Annotated in this window: 23 protein-coding genes; 18 read left to right on the top strand and 5 right to left on the bottom strand. The window is 31.6% G+C overall.

Annotated elements, in window-relative coordinates; translation table 11 throughout:
• On the bottom strand, positions 1-286 hold a 286-nt coding region (locus tag PKN74_RS05890; RefSeq protein WP_472309535.1), incomplete at its 3' end, for a prephenate dehydrogenase/arogenate dehydrogenase family protein.
• A gap of 36 nt (positions 287-322) precedes the next feature.
• Positions 323-1,342 carry a 3-deoxy-7-phosphoheptulonate synthase gene (gene aroF, locus PKN74_RS05885; RefSeq protein ID WP_472309533.1) on the bottom strand — a complete coding sequence of 340 codons (1,020 nt, stop codon included), beginning with the start codon at positions 1,340-1,342 and terminating at the stop codon, positions 323-325.
• 487 nt (positions 1,343-1,829) lie between these two features.
• Between aroF and PKN74_RS05880 the strand changes: the two genes are divergently transcribed.
• The 11 genes from PKN74_RS05880 to gcvPB all read left to right on the top strand — a co-directional run bounded on the left by PKN74_RS05880 (position 1,830) and on the right by gcvPB (position 11,979).
• Positions 1,830-2,498 (top strand): zinc metallopeptidase, encoded by a 669-nt coding sequence (locus tag PKN74_RS05880; RefSeq protein WP_472309531.1) that lies wholly within the window; start codon positions 1,830-1,832, stop codon positions 2,496-2,498.
• Positions 2,499-2,754: 256 nt separating this feature from the next.
• The gene (gene rlmN / locus PKN74_RS05875) at positions 2,755-3,789 is read left to right on the top strand and encodes a dual-specificity RNA methyltransferase RlmN (protein ID WP_472309541.1); all 1,035 of its coding nucleotides are present in this window, start codon (positions 2,755-2,757) and stop codon (positions 3,787-3,789) included.
• A gap of 11 nt (positions 3,790-3,800) precedes the next feature.
• Entirely contained in the window at positions 3,801-4,301 is a 501-nt protein-coding gene (locus PKN74_RS05870; RefSeq protein WP_472309529.1) for a PASTA domain-containing protein, read from the top strand.
• Positions 4,301-5,197: a ribosome small subunit-dependent GTPase A gene (gene rsgA, locus PKN74_RS05865; RefSeq protein WP_472309527.1), complete on the top strand. Its 897-nt coding sequence runs from the start codon at positions 4,301-4,303 to the stop codon at positions 5,195-5,197. Before PKN74_RS05870 ends, rsgA begins: the two co-directional genes overlap by 1 nt.
• Positions 5,198-5,227: 30 nt before the next feature.
• The gene (rpe, locus tag PKN74_RS05860; protein WP_472309525.1) at positions 5,228-5,884 is read left to right on the top strand and encodes a ribulose-phosphate 3-epimerase; all 657 of its coding nucleotides are present in this window, start codon (positions 5,228-5,230) and stop codon (positions 5,882-5,884) included.
• Positions 5,877-6,488, top strand: a complete 612-nt coding sequence (gene rdgB, locus PKN74_RS05855; RefSeq protein WP_472309523.1) for an RdgB/HAM1 family non-canonical purine NTP pyrophosphatase — start codon at positions 5,877-5,879, stop codon at positions 6,486-6,488. The genes rpe and rdgB overlap by 8 nt, the downstream gene beginning before the upstream one ends.
• Before the next feature lie 128 nt (positions 6,489-6,616).
• A complete protein-coding gene (locus PKN74_RS05850) occupies positions 6,617-6,889 on the top strand; it encodes an HU family DNA-binding protein (RefSeq protein ID WP_472309521.1) in 273 nt (90 codons plus the stop codon).
• A gap of 70 nt (positions 6,890-6,959) precedes the next feature.
• A complete protein-coding gene (locus PKN74_RS05845; RefSeq protein ID WP_472309519.1) occupies positions 6,960-7,622 on the top strand; it encodes a metallophosphoesterase family protein in 663 nt (220 codons plus the stop codon).
• 401 nt (positions 7,623-8,023) lie between these two features.
• Positions 8,024-9,133 (top strand): glycine cleavage system aminomethyltransferase GcvT, encoded by a 1,110-nt coding sequence (gene gcvT, locus PKN74_RS05840; protein ID WP_472309539.1) that lies wholly within the window; start codon positions 8,024-8,026, stop codon positions 9,131-9,133.
• 42 nt (positions 9,134-9,175) lie between these two features.
• Positions 9,176-10,522 (top strand): aminomethyl-transferring glycine dehydrogenase subunit GcvPA, encoded by a 1,347-nt coding sequence (gene gcvPA, locus PKN74_RS05835; RefSeq protein WP_472309517.1) that lies wholly within the window; start codon positions 9,176-9,178, stop codon positions 10,520-10,522.
• Entirely contained in the window at positions 10,519-11,979 is a 1,461-nt protein-coding gene (gcvPB, locus tag PKN74_RS05830) for an aminomethyl-transferring glycine dehydrogenase subunit GcvPB (RefSeq protein WP_472309515.1), read from the top strand. Before gcvPA ends, gcvPB begins: the two co-directional genes overlap by 4 nt.
• Here gcvPB and PKN74_RS05825 read toward each other — a convergent pair.
• On the bottom strand, positions 11,976-12,431 hold the full coding sequence (locus PKN74_RS05825) for a Fur family transcriptional regulator (RefSeq protein WP_472309513.1): 456 nt from the start codon (positions 12,429-12,431) through the stop codon (positions 11,976-11,978). The two genes, gcvPB and PKN74_RS05825, sit on opposite strands and share 4 nt — an antisense overlap.
• A gap of 273 nt (positions 12,432-12,704) precedes the next feature.
• Between PKN74_RS05825 and pfkA the strand changes: the two genes are divergently transcribed.
• The 6 genes from pfkA to PKN74_RS05795 all read left to right on the top strand — a co-directional run bounded on the left by pfkA (position 12,705) and on the right by PKN74_RS05795 (position 19,408).
• On the top strand, positions 12,705-13,664 hold the full coding sequence (gene pfkA / locus PKN74_RS05820; RefSeq protein ID WP_472309537.1) for a 6-phosphofructokinase: 960 nt from the start codon (positions 12,705-12,707) through the stop codon (positions 13,662-13,664).
• A gap of 42 nt (positions 13,665-13,706) precedes the next feature.
• On the top strand, positions 13,707-15,143 hold the full coding sequence (gene pyk, locus PKN74_RS05815) for a pyruvate kinase (RefSeq protein WP_472309511.1): 1,437 nt from the start codon (positions 13,707-13,709) through the stop codon (positions 15,141-15,143).
• Between the two features lie 23 nt (positions 15,144-15,166).
• Positions 15,167-16,576 carry an ATP-dependent protease ATPase subunit HslU gene (gene hslU, locus PKN74_RS05810; protein WP_472309509.1) on the top strand — a complete coding sequence of 470 codons (1,410 nt, stop codon included), beginning with the start codon at positions 15,167-15,169 and terminating at the stop codon, positions 16,574-16,576.
• A 179-nt stretch (positions 16,577-16,755) separates the two neighbouring features.
• Positions 16,756-17,172 (top strand): NAD(P)-binding protein, encoded by a 417-nt coding sequence (locus PKN74_RS05805; protein ID WP_472309507.1) that lies wholly within the window; start codon positions 16,756-16,758, stop codon positions 17,170-17,172.
• A 2-nt stretch (positions 17,173-17,174) separates the two neighbouring features.
• Positions 17,175-17,849, top strand: coding sequence for a TrkA C-terminal domain-containing protein (locus PKN74_RS05800; protein ID WP_472309505.1), 675 nt, complete (start codon positions 17,175-17,177; stop codon positions 17,847-17,849).
• Between the two features lie 11 nt (positions 17,850-17,860).
• Positions 17,861-19,408: a TrkH family potassium uptake protein gene (locus tag PKN74_RS05795; RefSeq protein WP_472309503.1), complete on the top strand. Its 1,548-nt coding sequence runs from the start codon at positions 17,861-17,863 to the stop codon at positions 19,406-19,408.
• Between the two features lie 539 nt (positions 19,409-19,947).
• Here PKN74_RS05795 and PKN74_RS05790 read toward each other — a convergent pair.
• A complete protein-coding gene (locus PKN74_RS05790) occupies positions 19,948-21,303 on the bottom strand; it encodes a prolyl oligopeptidase family serine peptidase (RefSeq protein ID WP_472309501.1) in 1,356 nt (451 codons plus the stop codon).
• Between the two features lie 702 nt (positions 21,304-22,005).
• Here PKN74_RS05790 and PKN74_RS05785 point away from each other — a divergent pair.
• Positions 22,006-22,173, top strand: a complete 168-nt coding sequence (locus PKN74_RS05785) for a hypothetical protein (protein WP_472309499.1) — start codon at positions 22,006-22,008, stop codon at positions 22,171-22,173.
• A 48-nt stretch (positions 22,174-22,221) separates the two neighbouring features.
• On the opposite strand, the gene PKN74_RS05780 is transcribed toward PKN74_RS05785, so the two are convergent.
• Positions 22,222-22,695: a hypothetical protein gene (locus tag PKN74_RS05780; protein WP_472309497.1), complete on the bottom strand. Its 474-nt coding sequence runs from the start codon at positions 22,693-22,695 to the stop codon at positions 22,222-22,224.
• Between the last annotated feature and the right edge of the window lie 43 nt (positions 22,696-22,738).

Here is a 22,738-nt window from a genome sequence, read left to right as displayed (position 1 = left end):
TTCCTACATCTGTTATTAGAGTATCTTTGGTGAGGCGTGGGATTATGTTATTTAAAGAGTGGATTACCTCTTCAACAGGCGTAGCTAAGATAATCAAGTCATAAGGTGACACGTCATCGAGATTAGTTTTTTTATCAATGGCGCCTATTTCTAAGGCATCTTCTAGATTTTTATCATTTAAATCGTATCCATGTATTAATTTTACTTCTTTTGTTTCTTTGAGAGCTAACGTAAGCGAACATCCAATTAAGCCACAACCAATTAGTAACACGTTTTTAAAAGGCATTTTATATCCTCCAATTAATAATTTATATAGATAATATTAGTTAATTATTTTGTGTTCAACCTCAGCAAGGGCCCTTACTTGTTTCATTAAGTCACTGAAATGTTGCAAATTTAAAGATTGTTCACCATCGGATAAAGCGTTTTGTGGGTTAGGATGAACTTCAACAATTAGTCCGTCTGCACCTGCTGCAACGGCTGCCTTCGAAAGCGGAATTATGTATCTCCAATTGCCACATGCGTGACTGGGGTCAACTATAATTGGTAAATGACTGTATCTTTTTATTACGGGAATGGCGCTTATATCCAGAGTATTGCGAGTTTCATCCGTAAAGGTCCTTATTCCTCTTTCGCATAGAATCACTTGATAATTCCCTTCAGACATGATGTATTCTGCCGCCATTAAAAATTCTTTGTAAGTAGCGGATAAACCTCGTTTTAGCAAAACTGGTTTATTTATTTTACCAGCTTCTTTTAAAAGCGAAAAGTTCTGCATATTTCGAGCACCTATTTGTAACACATCGGCGTATTTAGCTACTAATTCAACATCTTTTGTATCCATAACCTCTGTAACAATTTTTAGATCAAATTCTTCTCCAATTTCTTTTAAAATTTTAAGTCCCTCTTCTTTTAAACCTTGAAAGGAATATGGAGAAGTTCTAGGTTTATATGCCCCACCCCTTAGGAAATTTACACCTTCTTGTTTTAAGGCTTTTGCAGTTTGAAAAACTTGCTCTCTACTTTCCACAGCACATGGACCAGCTATAACTAAGAAATGATCTTTTCCTATTTTTACCCCCCCTATATCAAAAAATGAAGGTTCAGATCTGAAAGTCCTACTCGCTAATTTAAATGGTTGAGTTATTTCAACAACCCTTTCTACACCCGGAAAAGTTCCAATATTATGTAGAATATAATCTCTATCTCCTTCGCCAACTACTCCGATGATAGTATGCTTGTGTCCTTTATCAGGATGAGCCTTAAATCCCACTTCCTTAACTTTTTGAATTACCCTGTTAATATCTTCTTCCGAAGCACCCTCTTCCATCAAAATTATCATATATTACACCTCCCAAAAGAATTTGTAGATTATCTTGCTAATAACAAAACTTCTAATAAAAAATGGGTGCCTACTTTATAAAGTAGACACCCATTTTGGAATCTTTGTTGTTACGAGGTACGACACAACAAAGGCACCAACGTGGGTGTCTTTCTAAACCAATAATAATAGTAATATTCATTTATTGTTTCAATACAACAGAGTTCTCTTATTTTACTTAACATATGTCGTCCCTCGAATAATTTTTTTAAAATTTTAAATTAAATATATTGTATCAATAAAAAAACTTTTTGTCAACAATATTTTTAAAGATCCTCAAAATTAAAATTTATACATCTTTGTAAAGATATTTAAATAAAAAGGTGCTAAAATGAGTTTAGAATTTGTGTTGTTTAATTATTTGGTATGATTTAAGAGTGGTTCTTATATAGAAGCTACAAATATTTAGACTGAGAAATGAAGGATAATTTTTTCGGAGGTGAAAAAAATGTATTCTACTCTTTGGTTACTTATTCCACCATTGCTACTGGCTTTGTATGCGCAAATAAAGGTAAGTACTGCCTTTAATAAATATTCAAAAATAAAATCTTCAGTTGGAGAACCAGGATATATGTTTGCAAGAAGGTTACTTGATTCTGTTGGGCTGTATGACGTGAGAATTGAAAGGACAAGAGGAATGTTAACTGATCATTATGACCCTACTCAAAAAGTCTTAAGGCTTTCTGATTCTACATATAATAGTTCATCAGTGGCGGCATTAGGTGTAGTTGCGCACGAAGCAGGGCATGCTATTCAACATGCTAAAGGTTACAAACCTTTGGTTTTAAGAAACATAAGTGTTCCTTTAGCTAACATTGGTTCAAACCTATCATGGATTATTTTCTTGGTCGGTTTGATTTTTTCTGCACCATTTTTGGTAAATGCAGGAATATTCTTATTTATTTTTGTGGTTTTATTTTCTATTATAACTTTACCGGTAGAATTTAACGCGAGTAAGAGAGCCGTTAAATTATTGCCTATGATGGGCATGTCTAAAAGCGAAGTTGCTGCTGCTCAAAAGGTATTAAATGCAGCGGCGTTGACTTATGTTGCATCAGCTCTGATGGCAATTGCCCAATTATTAAGAATGGTAGTTCTAGCTGGAGATAGAAGATAAATTAATTGTATTTATATACACTGTTTCTAAAGAATAATCCCTAGTTAATCAAACTTAAAATTAAGATGACTAGGGATTATTATTTTTATTTGCTACAATAAAAATACGACAATATTTGAATTTATCATTTAAATATAGTATAATTAACTACAGGCGCTAGTTAGAATTAAAAGACTTGATTAGATAAAAGTGTATAATGAAACAAAAAAGTTTTGAATAAGGAATCTAAAAGTGAGGAAGAGGAAAAGGTATGGTTTTGAAGAATATATTAGATTTTGACTATGAAGGTTTACAAAATTATTTAACAGAAAACTTTGGTATTGAGAAGTACAGAACTGATCAAATTTGTGATTGGATATATAAAAAGCGTATTTTTAATTTTGATGATATGTCAAATTTATCCAAGGAGACACGGAAAACTTTAAAAGAAAACTTTATTATTTTGTTACCTGATATTGTTCAAAAAGAGATTTCAAAAATTGACGGTACAACAAAATATCTCTTTGAATTAGCTGATGGTAACTTGATAGAGTCAGTATTAATATATTATCCTTCTAGAACTATCGCATGTATTTCAACTCAAGTAGGGTGTCCTCTTAAGTGTAAATTTTGTTCCACCGGGAAAAGTGGTTTTGTAAGGAATTTAACAGTAGGTGAGATTGTTGGACAGTTTTTAGCTATGGAAAAAGATAATAATATTAATATAAATAATTTGGTATACATGGGAATGGGCGAGCCACTTTTAAATTTTGGTAATGTGATTCAAAGCGTGAATATTTTCAATGATCCTAAAATGAAAAAGTTAGGTGCTAGACATATAACTATTTCTACCGTCGGAATTCCAAAAATGATAGAAGAGTTGGCTAATTTGAATAAGGAAATAAGGTTATCTGTTTCCCTTCATGCAACAACAAATCTTCAAAGAGATAAAATAATGCCAATTAATCATGCTTATCCACTTGAAGAGGTAATTCAAGCGTGTAGAATATATCAGGAAAAAACCAACAAAAGAGTCACTTTCGAATATATATTGATTAAAGGATTTAATGATTCTACTGAAGACGCTTTAAGGTTAGTAGATATCTTTAAAGATATGAAAGTAATGGTCAATCTTATTCCTGTAAACCCAAATCCGGCTGGTTTTGAAAAACCATCAAAAAAATTTGTAGACAATTTTTTAGATGTCCTTGTGAAAAAAGGTATAGATGCAGTTGTTAGGGCTGAAAAAGGTAGTGATATTTCAGCTGCATGTGGACAACTACGATTACGAAGACTCTCAGATCTTTCGTAAATGGGTGAAATATGAGTAAAGCAAAAAAAATAATTAAAAATATTTTTCTTCTTTTTTTGGGATTGGTAGCTGCTGGAATTTTTGCGTTTCTTTTTTTATCGGCCTTTGCAAATAGTTCACGGATTGTTGAAATCCCTTATTTGATAGGGGAAGACAAAAACGTTGCTGTAGCTTCTTTAAAGGAATTAAATTTAATCCCAAATTTAATAGGAACCGGTAATAAAGTTTTATATACAGATCCATCTGCTGGTACAAAGGTTAAAGAAGGACATCACGTAATTGTTCAATTAAGAGAACCTGAAACAATGAAGGTGCCGGATTTAATAGGAGTACCAGTCCAGGTAAGTGAACAGTTTTTGTCAGAATATAAAATTACTTATGAAAAAAGGTATGTTGTTACATATTCTGTACAAGAAAATGAAGTTGTTCTTGATATGTTTCCAGAACCCGGGAAAAATTATTCCGGAGAAAAACTCATTTTGTATGTGGGAAAATATGGAGGACAAAATTAATGAACTATAGGAAAGGAATTGTAATAAGATTTCACTCAAACACACTTACAGTCCGAGATTTAGAAACTCATACAAACTTGGAATGCTATATGCCTGGAAAATTCAAGATTCAAAAAATTCGTCCAATTGTAGGAGATTATGTTGAATATTACATTGAAGAAAATAATGAATTTGGGGTTATAAAAAATATTTTACCTAGAAAAAATGAGCTGTATAGACCTAAAGTAGCTAATGTAGATCAAGTTGTTTTGGTGACTTCATTAAAAGATCCCAAGGTTGATTATATAGTAGTAGATAAATTTTTAGTTCTCGTTGAAAAAGAGAAATTAGAAGTTGTTATAGTGGTGAATAAAATCGATCTTTTGATTTCTCCAGAAGAAAAGAAAGAATTAGAAGAATTTATAAATATTTATGAGTCACTTTATCCTGTTATTCCTACCTCAAAGATCACAAAGGAAAACATTGATAGAATTCAAGATGTGTTGAAAGAGAAAGTCACTACCTTAGCAGGATTGTCAGGAGTAGGAAAAACCAGTTTGCTTAATATGTTAGATCCGGATTTAAAACTTAGAGAAGGTGAAGTTTCCCCAAAACTTGGAAGAGGTAGGCATACAACAACTTTTGCTCAATTGTTGCCGTTAAAATTTGGTGGATTTGTTGTAGACACTCCGGGATTTGCTGATCTTGCTCTAATAGGAATAGATAAAAATGAAATTAAACATTATTTTCCTGAATTTATGCCTTTTCAACCGTACTGTGCCTTTTCTGATTGTTCACACATCAGTGAACCTGATTGTGCTGTTAAAATAGCAGTTGAGAACGAAGAAATTTCTTATATGAGATACAAAAACTATTGTGCGATTTATAAAGAAGTGGAACAACAAACAAATCGTTGAAATGAGCAAAACACGATAGAGGTGATGTTCTTGCCTAAAATTTATCCGTCGATTTTGGCTGCAGACTTTGTTTCGTTAGGTACAGAAATCAACAAAATACTAAATGACGCAGATGGCATTCATCTGGATATTATGGATGGGGTATTTGTTCCTAATATAACTTTTGGATTCCCTATTATTGAGTCAATCAGGAATTTTACTAATGTTTATTTAGATGCTCATTTGATGATAGTTGAGCCAGATAGATATTTAGAAAGATTTGCATCGTACGTGAATAGCATTACTGTTCATTATGAAACTGTTGTACATTTACATAGAACAATATTTGAGATTAAAGAATTAGGATGTGATGCTGGAGTATCTCTTAATCCTCACACTCCAGTCTTTTTATTGGAAGAGATATTGCCTTTTTTGGATAAAGTTCTTATTATGTCAGTGAATCCCGGTTTTACCGGTCAAAAATTTATTGAAACCACATTTGCAAAAGTTAAAAAATTACGTGAAATGGCTAATAAGATAAATCCTACTCTTGATATAATGGTTGATGGTGGTGTAAATAAAGAGAATATTAGGGAACTTTCAGTAAATGGAGTAAATACCTTTATAATTGGTGCTAGTATTTTTCATAAAGAAAACCCTTCTGTTGAGATAAAAGAATTAAAAAAGGCGGCGACAGGTATTGATTGAAATATATTTAGCAACATCTAATAAAGAAAAAATAAAAGAAGTCGATAAGATCATTGAAAAATTGAACATCAAGCAAAAAGTGAAACTTTGTAGTATATTTGATGAAATTAAAAGCGAATTTGTGTATGTTGATGAGAATGGAGAAACGTACACAGAAAATTCGGTAATAAAAGCGTGGAGATATGGTAAAATAATAAACAAACCGGTAGTATCTGATGATTCAGGATTGAATATCGTTGCTCTTGATGGCTTTCCAGGTGTTCACTCGTCTAGGTTTATGTTTAATTCACCTTATCGGGTAAGAATGAAGACAATTTTATCGATGATGCAAAACATAGAGGATAGGAAAGCTTATTTTGCTTGTGCTGCAACATATTTCGATATAGAAAATAATATCCTGATTTCTTTGGAAGAAAGAGTTTATGGTACAATAGCCTATGACATAAGAGGAAGCAATGGTTTTGGGTATGATCCTATTTTTATTCCTAAGGGATATAACCAAACTTTTGGAGAGCTTCCTACAGAAATAAAAAATGAGATAAGCCACAGGGGAAAAGCGTTTAATAGATTATTTACGCACCTAATTAGTAGTTCATTAATATAATTTTATGCTTTAAATTAGAGAGAATTGAGGTTAGATATAGATTTTTTGAAAAATATATGATATAATTTCGTTGAAGTTGGTAGATAAAAGGTTTTAATGATTTTTCATCTTTGAAAGGGGGAATGCATGTGAATAAAAAAGAGTTAGTAGATGCTTTAGCCAAGAAGGCTTCTATAACAAAGAAAGACGCTGAAGCTTTTCTAGATGCCTTTATTGAAGTAGTGTCTGAAACATTAAGTAAAGGGGAAGAAGTTAAGTTAGTTGGATTTGGAACTTTTAAAGTACAAGAGAGAGCTGCTAGGAAGGGTGTCAATCCTCAAACAGGTAAACCGATTAAAATTCCTGCAAAGAAAGTACCCAAATTTGTTCCTGGTAAAGAATTAAAAGAAATGGTAAAATGATAAGAAAATAAAAATAGGGCAGTTAACTGCCCTATTTTTAATTAATATAGTCTAAAAAGGAGATTTTTAAATGATTTGGGCAATAGCGGATATACACGGTATGTTTGATCATTTAGTCACTTTATTAAGAAAAATAAATGATAATGATCTTATTATTTTTATAGGTGATTATATAGACAGAGGTCCAGATTCTAAGAAGGTATTAGATTTATTAATGACTTTGAAACAAAATAAAAATTATATTTTTCTCATGGGAAATCATGAAGATATGATGCTCGATTACTTTGAAGGAACACGTAAATATATGGATGGAGTATGGCATTATAATGGTTCGTTTTCTACTCTAAAAAGTTTTAATTATAATGTTGAAAAAGAATATTTAGATTTTATCAGAGACCTTTTGTTATACCATGAGCTAAAAATTCAAGATAAAAAGTATCTATTCGTGCATGCTGGAGTAGATCCAGAAAAATCCTTAATTCAACAAGATAGATTAGATTTATTGTGGATAAGAGACAAATTTCTTTTAATGGATGATAGGTATTATGACTACACTATAATTCACGGTCATACTCCTACGCAATTTATTACTGGAAATGATAAGATATATATAAAAAAAGATAAAAATAATAGAATTATTAGTGTCGATATAGATACAGGTTGTGTATACGACGGGAAATTGACTGCTTTAGGAATAACCGAAGATAATAAATTTGTTATTTACCAAGTATAAATCTCCCTTATTACTTAAAAATTACTTCGTTTCAATTTATTCCCATAAAAGCTTTTAAAATAAAATAATCTTTCTTAGATTCTTCTCATTGGTAATCCTACTTTTTTTGATATAACTAAAAAATGATATAATCTTAACAGAATTATAAAATATTTTGTTAAACAATTAATTTTAAGAGGTGTTAAATGTTAAAGAAATTAAAAAGTTTTGTTGAGTTTACAAACGCGCAATTGCTAAAACAGATCCTAGAAGATGAGGGTATTCACGTGCTCTTAAAATCGTCTTTGGGAATTGGAGAAGAATATTTTGGAGCAGGAATAATGTATGATATCTATATTCCCGAAGAACAATATGAGTTAGCAAACTTGATAATAAAAAAATTTGAGAAAGGAGGAACTATTTTGGTTGAATTAAGAAAAACCCCGCTTTATGAAAAGCATAAGGAGTTAGGGGCAAAAATGGGCGAATTTGCAGGATGGGAACTTCCATTGTGGTACACATCTATTATTGATGAACATAAAGCTGTTAGAGAAAATATTGGTATTTTTGATGTGTCACACATGGGGGAACTTTTTATTGAAGGAAAAGAGGCTGAAGATTTTTTAAATTATCTCATAACGAATAATGTGAGTAAATTGAAGGTAGGAGATGTACTTTATTCTCCAATGTGTAACGAAGAAGGTGGCATAATCGATGATTTGCTAGTATATAAGCTTTCAGAGACTAAATTTATGCTTGTAGTTAACGCTTCGAATACTGACAAAGACTTCAATTGGATTAAAAATAACATGGATGATTTTGATGTTGAAGTTTCAAATAAAAGCGATGAATATTGCTTAATATCTTTTCAAGGTCCGAAAGTTCAACAACAGATTCAAAAATATTTGTATGGAATGAATCTTGAAGAAATTGATTATTTTTCATTTAAAAAAGTTGAGTTAGAAGGTGAAAATGTCATTATTTCAAGGACTGGCTATACTGGGGAAGATGGTTTTGAAATATATTTATCTCCCGTAATTGTCGTTAAAGTTTGGGACAGTTTGTTAGATTTGGCTAAAGAAGTAGGTGGTAAACCCTGTGGTTTAGGTTGTAGGGACACATTAAGGTTTGAGGCTAAATTACTTCTTTATGGAAACGACATTGATGAAAACACTACGCCCTTAGAAGCAAATCTTAAGTGGACGGTTGACCTTAATAAGGATTTTATAGGGAAAGATGCCTTACTTAAACAGATGGAGGAAGGAATAAAAAGAAAGTTAGTAGGAATAGAAATATTTGATAAAATGCCTGTAAGACACGGTAATGAAATCTATAATAACAACGGGAAGATTGGATATGTAACAAGTGGCTTAAAATCTCCAACGCTGAATAAAAACTTGGCTTTAGGTTATGTGGATATTTCTTATTCAAAGATTGGTAGTAAGTTGAGAGTAATCAATAGGAACAAAGAATTACCCGCAGAAGTTGTGAAAACCCCGTTTTATAAAGGTAGTGTTAGAAGCAAAAGTTAGAGATATAAATATAATTGATTTTTTGAAGAGGTGAAAGTAAAAATGATTGATTTTCCTTATTTGCCCCACACTGAAAAAGATATTGAAGATATGATGCATTTTTTGGGTATTAAAGATATCGACGAATTATACCAAGATGTACCAAAGCTTTATGATAAAGAACTCAATCTTCCTACTTCTTTGAGTGAGTTAGAAGTAAAGGAAAGGTTAAACGATTTATCGTCTTGTAATATAAATATTGATGAATTCGGTATTTTAAGAGGAGCGGGTGTTTATAATCATTATATTCCTGCAACAGTTTATTCTATAGCTTCCAATCGAAATTTTCTGACCGCCTATACACCATATCAAGCAGAAGTTTCTCAAGGTACCCTTCAGATACTTTTCGAATTTCAAACTTTAATTTGTGAACTTTCGGGAATGGAAGTGGCGAATTCATCTATGTATGATGGAGCTTCTGCTTTGGCCGAAGCTATTTTGATGGCTAAGAGAATAAACGGTAAAAATAAAGCCCTTGTCTCAAATCTTATTCATCCTGAGTATTATGAAGTAGCTAAAACATATGTAGAAGCTCAGGATATGGAGTTAGAAGAAATAAAGTATAATCAGAAAACTGCTCAATTAGATATTCAAGATTTAAAAAGTAAAATATCAAGTGAAGTTAGTTGTGTAGCAGTTTCTTACCCTAATTTTTTTGGAGTTATAGAAGATTTAAGAGAAATAAGAGAAAATATCCCAGAAAATATTATTTTTATTGTAGTAACTTACCCAATTTCTCTTGGAATTTTAGAATCCCCCGGATATTTTGGAGCAGATATAGTCGTTGGAGAGGGTCAATCATTAGGTAGTTTCACCTCATTTGGCGGACCTGGCTTAGGATTTTTTGCTTCAAAAGAAAAGTTTATTAGAAAGATGCCAGGAAGGATAATAGGTGAGACTGTAGACAAAGAGGGTAAAAGAGGATTTGTAATGGTATTACAAACTAGGGAGCAACACATAAGAAGAGAAAAATCAACCTCAAATATCTGTTCTAATCACGCTCATAATGCTCTTTTAGCTTCGATATATTTGAATGTAATGGGGAAAGAAGGGTTAAAAGAAGTAGCTCTCCAATGTTACCATAAATCTCATTATTTAGCCAACAAATTATTAGAAACGGAAAAATTTGAATTAGTTTTCCAAGGTCCATTTTTTAACGAGTTTGTTATGAAATCTAAAATAGATCCTATATATATGAACAAAAAATTATTAGAACAACACTATTTTGGCCCATTGCCTCTTAAGAGATTTTTTTCAGAAATAGAAAATCAGGTACTTTTTTGTGTGACAGAATTGGTTAAAAAGAGAGAAATGGACTTTTTGTGTTCATTTTTGGAGGGATTGTCATGAAATTAATTTTTGAAAAATCTTCTAAGGGTAGAAAGGCTTATAAACTTCCTAAATTGGATGTTATAGAGTCCAACTTAGATATTCCTGAACATTTAATAAGAAAAGAAGGTCCAAATCTTCCTGAAGTTTATGAAACCGAATTAGTGAGACATTACAATGAATTAGCAAGTTTAAATTATTCTGTTGATAGAGGTTTTTATCCATTGGGCTCTTGTACAATGAAATATAACCCTATTATGAATGAAGAAGTAGCGTCGCTACAGGGATTTAGAATGCTTCATCCTTACCAAGAGGAAGAAACTGTTCAAGGCGCGTTGGAGCTTATGTTCGAACTCCAAAACTTTCTTGTTGAAATAACTGGAATGGATTATATAACTCTACAACCCGCTGCTGGAGCACATGGAGAGCTTACAGGAATGCTTATTATAAGAAAATATTTAAATGATAACGATTTTACCTTCAAAAATGAAGTGATTGTACCAGATTCTGCTCATGGGACCAACCCCGCTTCTGCTGCGATGGCTGGATTCAAAGTAATAGAGGTTAAGTCAAATTCTGAAGGAAGAGTAGATTTAGAAGATTTTAAAAAGTTAGTTAACGAAAACACAGCGGCAATAATGTTGACCAACCCTAACACTTTAGGAATATTTGAAAAAGATATTATAGAAATTTCCGAAATAGCACATAAAAATAATGCATTATTATATTATGATGGTGCGAATTTAAATGCAATTATGGGGAAGAGCAGACCCGGTGATAATGGATTTGATGTCGTTCATTTGAATCTACACAAAACATTTTCCACCCCCCATGGAATGGGGGGACCTGGAAGTGGTCCTATTGCTGTTAAGTCTTATTTGAAAGATTATCTTCCAAAACCTGTAGTTTCAAAAAGAGAAAATGGTGTGTATTACATGGACTATAACATTCCAAAGAGTATTGGAAAAGTTAGAAGTTTTTATGGTAATTTTTTGGTATTAGTGAAAGCATATGCATATATTCTCACAATGGGAAAAGAGGGACTTAAAAAAGCGAGTGAATTAGCAACTTTGAATGCCAATTATTTAAAGGAAAAGCTTTCAGAATTTTTTGAAATAGCTTATCCAGGCGTTTGCAAACATGAATTTGTATTAAGAGGTACTATGCTGAAAAACTACGGGGTAAACACTTTAGATTTTGTGAAAAGACTTTTAGATTATGGGATTCATCCACCAACAGTATATTTTCCTTTAATTGTTGATGAGGCAATGATGATAGAACCAACTGAAACTGAGAGCAAAGAAACCTTGGATTATGTAACAACTGTGTATAAAAAAGTATTAGATGAAGCGAAAAATTCACCTGAGATTTTAAAAGATGCACCCCACAACACTCCAGTAAGAAGACTCGATGAAGTAAAAGCTAATAAAGAGTTGAAAGTTAGATATTTATTTAATAATAAACATGGCTTGGATTAATTCAAGCCATGTTTGTTTTTCTTGCATTCTTCGCAGGTACCATAGAAATTTAATTCAAAATCATCTACTTCATGATTTATGTAATCAGACATTATGTTGTGTATGACTACGTACAAATTTTCATTGTCTGTTTCAGGAACGTTCATGTCTGAAACATTTCCACATTCTTTACAAATGAAATGTACGTGTGGAAATATATTCGGATCGTAATGACTCTTGTTTCCAACTTTAATTTCTTTAACCAACCCAACACTTTCAAAAAGCTTCACTATGTTATATATAGATGTAAATGAGATCCTTTCTCCATTTTCTAAAAGTTTTTGATGAATATCTTCAATTGAAGGGTGATCATCTGAGTTAAAAAGTTCACACGCAATTTTTATCCTATTAGGAGTTAACTTAATCTTTTTACTTTTAAGTATTTTTACTACTTCGTCTTGATTTAATTTCATTTTACCACCTGTTAAAGTTATTACTTAACCTATTTAACTAATAAGTTATTTTTAAATTATTATACCACACTTTAGTTGTTAAGTACTAGTATTTTATAAGGTTCTTAACAGTAGTTTCATAATATTAGTGATATAATTAAGGAGTATTTCATAACTTGAATTTAATCCTAAAATTATCGTAATTGTCTAAAAATACATGCATTGAAATCGATGAAATAATCATAATTTTGATTAATATATTGAAATTTTTTAGGAGGGAATAAAGTGGCTACCATAAAAAAAATTGGTATACTAACCAGTGGAGGGGATGCCCCTGGAATGAATGCAGTTATAAGATCTGTCACCAGATGTGCTGTTACTGAGGGTTTAGAAGTTTATGGTTTTTTAAGGGGATTTGCTGGTATTTTAGATAAAGATTATAGAAAACTTTCTTATTCAGACGTTGGTGGGATAATGGAGAGAGGTGGCACTATTTTAAGGACTTCTCGAGTTCCTGAGTTTAAGCTCCCAGAAGTTAGAAAAACAGCTGGTAATATATTGAAAGAGATGGGTATAGATGCTCTTGTTATAATAGGCGGAGAAGGTAGTTTAACAGGAGGCAATCTTTTAGCGCAGGAACAAGGTATTCCTTTCATTGGCATTCCTGCTTCAATAGATAACGATATAGCTCATACTGACATGAGCATTGGTGTAGATACCTGTTTAAATACTGTTGTCGATGCTATGCAAAAGTTAAAGGATACTGCTTCTTCTCATGAAAGGGCTTTTATAGTCGAAGTCATGGGAAGAACGTCAGGATACATAGCTTTGATGTCAGGATTAGCTATAGGTGCTGAGGCAATAATAATTCCAGAGGTTCCTGTGGATTATGATTCTTTAGCTGAAAAAATGTGGTCTGAGCGTAAAAGAGGTAAAATTAATTCTATAGTGGTTGTTGCAGAAGGCTCAGCTAGTGCCTATACAGTTGCAAGACATTTAGAAAATAGAATTGGTTTTGAGACAAGGATAACCATTTTAGGTCATATTCAAAGAGGAGGTTCTCCGACAGCATTTGATAGAATTTTAGCTTCACGAATGGGTTATGAAGCGGTGAAAGCTCTTTTAGAAGGAGACTATAATGTAATGATAGGTTTGAGCAGAAACGACTTAGTTAGAATTTCTATCGATCAAGTGCTTTCAGAAAAAAAATCTATAGATATGACCATCGTTAAGTTAGCGGGGATACTTTCTTAATAATCTCAACAATCAATAAAAGTTTTAGGGGGAAATATTATCATGGATGAAAGTATAAAAAATAAAAAGACACGGGTTGTATGTACAATTGGGCCAGCTACAGATGGTGAGGAACTTCTCAGAGCTTTAGTAGAAAATGGGATGAATGTAGCAAGGCTTAATACCTCGCATGATAGTATGATTCAACATGAAAAAAGGATAGAAACCTTAGTAAAGATTAGAAAAGAAATGAATGTACCTTTGGCTATTTTGCTTGATTTGGAAGGTCCTAAAATTAGAACCGGGAATTTTGAAACCGATGAGTATACTTTGGATGAGGGACAAACATTTATTTTAACCTCTGAAGATATTATGGGTAACAAAGAAAAAGTCAGTATCAATTATAAAGAACTACCAAAGGATGTTAAAAAAGGAGATATTATACTTTTAGACGACGGTAAGATAAAATTAGAAGTAATTAAAACTGATGGTAAAGAAATTACAACTAGAGTTATTGTTGGAGGAATCATTACTCATCGTAGAGGTATAAACGTTCCTGGTGTAGACATTAATCTACCACCTTTAACTCAAAAAGATAAAGAATTTCTTATGAAAGCTATTGATTGGGATATAGAATATGTTGCTCAGTCTTTTGTGAGAAAACCAGAAGATATAACCTCTACAAAGAGGTTTCTCACCGAAATAGGTATTCCTGATCTTCCAGTAATAGCAAAGATAGAAACTCTTCAGGCAGTTGATAATTTGGAACCGATAATAGAAGAGGCTGATGGTGTAATGGTTGCTAGAGGAGATCTTGGCGTTGAAGTTGCTGTAGAGAAAATCCCTTTATTACAAAAGAGAATAATAGAAATTGCTAATGCTATGGCAAAGCCAGTTATTACTGCAACACAAATGTTGGAAAGCATGATTAACAATCCTTTTCCAACAAGAGCAGAAGCTACAGATATTGCTAACGCAATATTAGACGGAACTGATGCAATAATGTTATCTGGAGAAACTGCCATAGGAAAATATCCAATTCAAGCTGTAAAGGTTATGAGTAGCATAGCCTGTGAAACTGAAAAATATCTTGATGCTTATTCGTACAAGTTTGACTATTCGATCTATGGTGGAGGAGACCATGATACAAATGCAATTTCTCAATCAGCCATAAATGTAGCTGAGCAATTAGGAATCAAAGTAATTGTAGCAACAACTTATAGTGGATACACTGCTAGAGCATTATCTCGATTTAGAAGAAATATTAAGATTATAGCAGCATCTCCTAGATATAAAACATATAATAGATTAGCTTTAGTATGGGGAGTTACTCCAGTCATAATGCATAAATTTGTAGATACTGATAATATGTTAGAAAATGTTTCTAACATCGTTAAATCAATGGGTTTAGTATTGCCTGGAGAGAGTATAATTGTTACTGCTGGTATTCCTTATGGATTTTCGAGTAAGACTAACTTTCTCAAAATTCATGAAATATAAACAAAAAATTTGAGGTGATATAAGTGGAATTTGCTGTTGAAAATGAATTGACGCCAAAAAAAATTGTTGCAGAATTAGATAAATATATTATAGGACAAACAGAAGCTAAAAAATTAGTAGCAATTGCATTGAGAAATAGAATTAGAAGATTATCCTTAGACGAAGAAATTAGAAAAGATGTGATTCCCAAAAATATTTTAATGATAGGTCCTACTGGAGTAGGTAAAACTGAAATTGCAAGAAGATTGGCTGAAATTGCAAACGCTCCATTCGTAAAAGTTGAAGCTACGAGATTTACTGAAGTTGGTTATGTAGGAAAGAACGTTGAGACTATGGTTAGAGAATTAGTAGATAATTCAATAAACATGGTAAAAAAAGAGATGATGGAAGAAGTTAAAGAAAAGGCACAGAGAGCAGTTGAAGAAAGAATTGTAGAAGCTCTTGTCCCTTCCAAAAAGAAAAAACAGCAAGCATCTTTTACTGATATGTTTCAAGTTTTTACTCAACCTAGTCAATTTGAACGAGATAAAAATGTACGAGAGGAAGATGAAAGTTTATTTAGAAAAAGAGAAGAAGTTCTGCAAAAACTACGGAACAAGGAGTTGGAAGATGTAGAAATTGAAATTGAATTGGAAGAACAAGCAAGCCCTTTATTTGTAGGGTTAGGGCCAGAATTTGAAGATATGGGAATACAATTTGGAGAAATGTTTGAGAGTTTAATGCCAAAGAAAAAGAAGAAAAGACGAATGAAGGTATCTGAGGCGAGACGAATTTTGGAGCCAATCGAAGCAGAACAATTTATTGATCAAGATAGACTTTTTCAAGAAGGATTAGATAGAGCTCAAAACCAAGGGATAGTTTTTATTGATGAGATTGATAAGGTTGTTTCTAAAGGTTCACCTTCAGGTCCAGATGTTTCAAGAGAAGGCGTTCAAAGAGATTTATTACCCATCGTAGAAGGAACTACAGTCCTAACTAAGTATGGCCCTGTTAAAACTGATTATATACTATTTATAGCAGCTGGTGCGTTTAGCGACTCTAAACCATCGGATTTGATTCCAGAATTGCAAGGAAGATTCCCAATCCGCGCCGAACTTTCTCCTCTAACCAAAGAGGATTTCGTCAGAATACTTACTCAACCAAAAAACGCCATTTTAAAACAATACCAATATTTGTTAAAAACTGATGGAGTAGATGTTGTGTTTACTGAGGATGGTATTGATAGGATGGCAGATATTGCCTATGAAGTAAATGAGAAAGTCGAAAATATTGGAGCTAGAAGACTATACACTATAGTAGAAAAAGTACTTGAAGAAATATCTTATGAAGCTCCTGCATCCGGACAATGGGAAGTGAAAGTTGACAAAAATTATGTAGATTTAAGATTAGGAGATATTGTTCTGAATGAAGATCTACGAGAATTTATATTATAATTAATTATTTATATTTTACTTTTTAAAGAACAGAGCCCACTATCAAGCTTTATTAAAGCGAAAGAAACTCTCTTTATGAAAAGTTTCGAATAATAAGGCTTTAGAGATATAATGAATAGCGGGCTCTTTTATTTTTTATTTATTTTTATATTCATATATTAAATTGGAAGTGAGAACAGATGGCAAATAAAGTAAAAATTATTATTATCATTGGTTGTGGGAAAATGGGTTCTGAATTAGCTTTAAAATTGTGTAAAGATCATAACGTTATTGTAATAGATAAAGATGAAAAGTCTTTTGAAAGACTAACTAAAAACAATTTTATAGGATTTACAAAAATTTTGGACACTAACGACATGGCTGCATTGATGGATTTAGATTTAGAGAAGGCTGATATGGTTTATATAGTTACTCCAGATGATAACTTAAATTTTATGTTAGCTTATGGAATAAAAAAACTAAATAAAGATATAAATGTTGCTGCAAGAGTAAATGACCCAGCAAAAAAGACTATCTTTACAAAGGCTAATATAGATTTTTTTTGTCCAATTGAAGATTCGGTAAAAAATCTTGTTAAACAAATAGAGGAGAAATAAGAATGAGTAGAACATTTTATATAATTGAAGGATCTGGATTAGCTTATTCCCTAGCTAAAAAATTGTTGTTATTAGGAAATAGAGTTTTTTATGTAAGCGATAAAAAATCTAATCTTGAAATTTTGGATGGACTGAAAATAAATTTTTCTTCTTTAGAACTTATCCATCAGGATCCTACGGATATTTGTTGGATAGAAAATTTAGATTTAGATAGAAAAGTTGAAGCAATGATAATCATATCTGAAGATGATGCTTTGAATTTCGTTGTGTCATGGTTATTAAAGCAATTTTTTAAAGAAATTAAAGTTATTGCTTTAGTTAATTCACCTGAAGATGAAATTATGTTTCAATCTATTGAAGTTGAAACAATAGTACCGATCAGATGGATGGAAAAGCTCATTGAATCATCACTAATTTATGAAGATGTGACAGATTTTTTTAACCCATATGTAGATAAGCTATCCATTTTAGAAATATCTATTGAATCTAAAGATAAAGCAAATTGCAAGAAATTGAAAGATGTCAATTTGCCACAAAATTCCATAATAGGAGTTTTAATACGAAAAAATGGTGAAATTTTGGTACCACATGGAGAAACTGTTATCCTTTCAGGAGATAAACTTATTGTTTTGTCACTTAAAGATAAAGTTGATGAAGTAGTAAATGCTTTAAAATAGAAGGTGGAATTGTGTCTTCATATCGTAACTTTCTTATCTTGAGGTATAAATTAATTTTTAGAAATACAGGAAACAGCACAATTGGATTAGCGATACTAATATTTATTATTTCTTTTATAGCTTTAGTAGATGGTTATCAAATATTTTTGGCTTTTTTTAGCACAGCTATTTTAACCTTTTTGATTGGGGAATTTTTTCGAATAATTAGTAGAGGAGAAAGGAAGAAAGAATTAAATCTTCAAGATGCTACCGTTACTGTTTTCTTGGTATGGACTCTTGCAATATTTTTGTCTTCTCTTCCTTTTATTTTTGCTGGGTTTTTAAATTTATCTCAAGCTATTTTTGAATCCACAAGCGGGTGGACAGGAACTGGCCTTACTATGTTTTCAGAAGTTGAAAATTTACCTAGGGCAATTTTATTATGGAGGTCTATTACACAGTATGTGGGTGGAGCAGGTTTTGCTACCATTACTGTTATTATAGCGGGTTCTGTAGGGGCAGGAATATATCAAGCGGAAGGCCGAACGGATAATTTGGTTCCCAATTTGAGAGAATCAGCTAAAATTATTCTGAGAATATATCTATCTTGGGCGATTATAGGAATTATACTTTTAATGACTATAGGCAAACTTTCTTTTTTTGATGCATTGAATCATTCTCTTACTGCCTTAGCAACAGGTGGTTTTTCAACCAAAAATTTGAGTATAGGTTCATATAGTAGTTTGAGCGTGCATATAATAATAATGTTACTGATGATAATGGGTGCTACAGGATTTGGCGTACATTATGCTGCTCTTTTGATGTTTAAGAATTTTTTCAGATATAGAAAAGAATTAAAAAAAGGTGAAATTACAAAGTTCGAATTTAAAGAGAAGATTCGTTCAGAGCCTTTTCTAAAAAATCCCGAACCTAAAGTGATGTTTATTATTTTAACCATTTTTTCTATTTTGCTTTTTCTGTTTTCTCTTCTAGAAATCTATGGTGTTAAAGATGGAATAATAAACTCGATATTTCAGAGTATTTCTTCACTTACAGGTACTGGTTTTTCTACAGTATCCTTTACTAAATGGAATTCTTTCTGTCTTCTTCTCATTACACTGTTAATGATCTTTGGGGGGATGATGGATTCAACTTCCAGTGGCTTAAAATTATTTAGAATATACATTGCTTTTGAACTAGTGTTCAATCAAATAAAATCTTTTTTCAAACCAAGTGGAACTACTTTTTATTTAGAAGTTTATAAAGGTATTTCTCGAAAAAAGATAGATTTAGATGCAATAAAAAATGTTGTTGTAGTAACTACTGCATATTTTGTTACTTATTTTGTAGGAGTATTTATTTTGCTCGGGTATGGATATGCCTTACCTGATGTATTGTTTGAATTTGCTTCGACCCTGTCAAATGTTGGATTGTCTATTGGAATAACTAGCGCTCAAGCACCATTAGGGGTTATATGGACTCAAATTATTGCAATGTATTTAGGAAGACTAGAATTTTTTGTTATAATCAATTCATTTATTAAGATTTTAAGAGATTTAAAAGAAATAGTAGCCCCTTGATGATTTACATAATACTTGAACGATAAATTAGTTTTTCATATGAAAAACTAATTTAAGAAAAAAGATTTTCCTGAGTTTGACAGTTAAAGGGAGAAAATTAGGAAAATGAAAAATCAGAATGTCGTTTTGAGGGATGATAATGCCATTTTTCAGCAAAAATTTTTTCATCACTAGACGTTATTCTCAGATAAATAATTCTCGTTTTGAACTTCATACTTATTTTTTGATGTAATGTATATAAGATTACGAAGACAAGTGATTTTTATTATTCTTGGAATTGTTAAAAATAGCTAGGGGAAAAATACTAATGCTAATCTAGGTAGAGTTGATATGGTCGGGGCAGATTTGTAAATGTCAAACTCAGGAGTTTTATTTAATTGAAATGTCTAATACCAAAAAGTTACCTTTTTCATTTCAAAGATTTTTATAAAGGGCATTTACCTTTCAGAATTCGCTTTGACGTTTATATGTTTTTAATTTTTTCCTAAAAAGGTAAATTCTTTAACTTAAACTAGATTAAAATGAAATAGAATCAGGGTTTAATAAAGTTTATTTTGCATAGCCAACCAATTTAAGATCGCAATTTCTTGACCATCTATTTCTGCAGTAGCTTCATTGTTATATACATATATCCATGAGTAATGTCCGTTATACTCGTATGGATTTCCCTTTTCATCTCGATATCTTCCGGAGGTGTCTATTACCCTTTTGAGATAAGTGAGATGTACATTTTTTGCGCCTTCTTTAATCAGTTTGTCATAAGTAGGTAGAGTAAAAATTGGTGCGGGGAGTGTAGAGTCTGTTGCAGCAGTAACAAACCATATATTCTGATTTTTTAGTTTTTCGATATCCTTATCTGTTAAATATGGATGATAGAATCCTTCACAAACAGGAAAGGCAGCTGCAAAATAATCAGGATAATCAAGTATCATTCGCATTGTCATAAAACCACCGGCAGAACATCCACCAATATAAATACGATTTGTGTCTATACCGGGATTCGCTTGAACAAATTTATCAATTAAATTTTTTAAAGCTTTTGTGTATTTAGACACGGAAGGTATAGGAGGTATATTTGATGGGATTTCAATATTATAATCATATTCTTCTGCTCCTGGGTCCATCCATACTGTAGGTGTTTGAGGTACTAAAACGTAAGCTCCTCCAAAAATTTTTTGAACTTCTTCTGAAGCAAAATTAACTGATTTATTGGCTGCTAAAGGTATAGTTGGATCTTTTCCTCCTTCTCCTGCACCATGTAGCCAGATAATTAGAGGGCTCTTACTTGCAGTCTTTATCTCTGGTTCATATGCTGCGTAAGTAAGCGTAATATCGCCATTTCTTTCATCTCTATAGAACTCTGATCCAAAAGTGAATTTGTCAATTTGTGGTCTGAATGTTTTGTTTAAAGTGGTAGAAACTATTCCATTTATTTTTTCTTCGGCAGCAGTTATCTCTTTTACTTGTTTGATTGTATATTCTTCTTCGGCCCAATTATTACCTCCGATCCCACTGATATAATTTAATGGGGAGCAGATACTCAAACCAGGACGAGTTTCCATCACTATAGCTATGTAATTTCCTTCTTTAACCTTATTTCCCATCTCATCAGAAACGTAAGCATCTGTTACTTTTCTTTGTCCTTCCTCCAAAAATAGACTTTTTAATCTTTTATCGTAACGTTTGACATAAACCTCAAATGTACTCCAGTTTACGTCTGCTGAGCTCAAGATTTTTTCTACATTAACTACAACTTTTGTTGTACCAGTTCCCCAATCAAATACCTCTTGTACTTTATTGTAATAGTATACTTCCTGAGCTCCTAATGTAACAAATAAACCTAGTAACATGATAAACATAATTATAAAAGTTTTTTTCTTAAATTTGTTTTTCATTCAACCCACCTCTTTTTCTTTATTTTTAATAACTTAAGCTCTTTATGAACAACTTGGATCTTTTAAATATAGCCGATAATAACTGTGTTTTAATTTTTGCAATCACCTCCTTTTAAATATAATTTTTACAACAATTTATTTCCTCCTCGTATACTCGTATAATAGAAATAGGGTAACATCAATTTCAAAGGCACAAAAAAAACTAATTCTTTTTTTATGTTGAGTTAACTACTTACCAACACAAAAGAGTTATTGTATTAACGTACGTAAGTTGGATCATCTCATTTTTGAATTGATAGCCAAAAATCGGCTCTATTGTGATAGTAAATCTTAATAAAAAAAGAAATTGAACAAAACTTTAAAAAATGATCGATATTTATTAATGCCGAAATTACTATTCTAAATATATTATTTCTTTAATCTTATATTTTTAATTATTAAGTACTTTATACGCAAAAAGTATTACAAATTTAAAGACTTTTTTATTAAATTGTTAAACAATTATACCAAAATTTGTTCAATTCACTATTAATTTAATATTTTGTTTATTTAAATGTCAAATTTGAATGATTATAACTTTAAAAAATTTGTTTAAATTGTTGATTCTTGATATATATATATGTATGTAAATTGTAAAATACAAAAGTAGTAATAGTTGCACATAAAAATCTACAAAATTGCACATGAAAAGGGATCCTTCTATTGAGAAAAATCAGAAAGAAGAGGAGGATACCAGATGAAAGTTTTAATCAAGCAGCTAGAAATAAAAAGGTGATAGGAATGAAGCCATACTATTCAGAATTAGCAAGGATTACGAGGTTGATAGAAGAACGGTTAAGAAACATTACAAAGGTTATGAAGGCAACCTGATTTTATTAGGATTAGCGTTTCTGTACAAAACAGCTTTTTTCACAGCATTCATAAAATCTTTGATTTGCTAGAATGCCCTATTTGAGTAGAAACAATCGTTTTATCAAAAGTGTCAATGATATCAAGTAGAGGGACAAAACCTTCATGTTTAGTTGGAATGAATTTGTTATTTGCTACCCAGAATGCGTTAGGAGAATTTATTTCATGGTTATTTGGTCTTCTATTTGAATGTTCGAAATGATCTTTGTAAGGTCTAGTAAAACCGAGTTCTTTTCTCATTCTATAAATCTTTTTGTGATTAACAATTATTCCAAATTGATCCTTAAAAATAATAGATAAATTCTTGCCTCCAAAAGACTTAAAGTGAAAAGCAGGGTCGTTTGGATTATTATTAGCATAAATAGAAGTTATAATTTCTTTAATAAAGTCATCATCTGTTTTTTCACCAGAAACAGTATAAGAGTATCCTTTAAATCTTTTGCTTTGAGGTTTAGTTTTGATATCACCAACAGTAAAGAACAACCTTCATTTTCCTCTAGTTCCTATACGTGGTGATTATGAAATG

This window comes from Defluviitoga sp. (assembly GCF_035349255.1).
Lineage (GTDB): Bacteria > Thermotogota > Thermotogae > Petrotogales > Petrotogaceae > Defluviitoga.
This window is presented reverse-complemented; position numbering and strand designations above follow the sequence as displayed.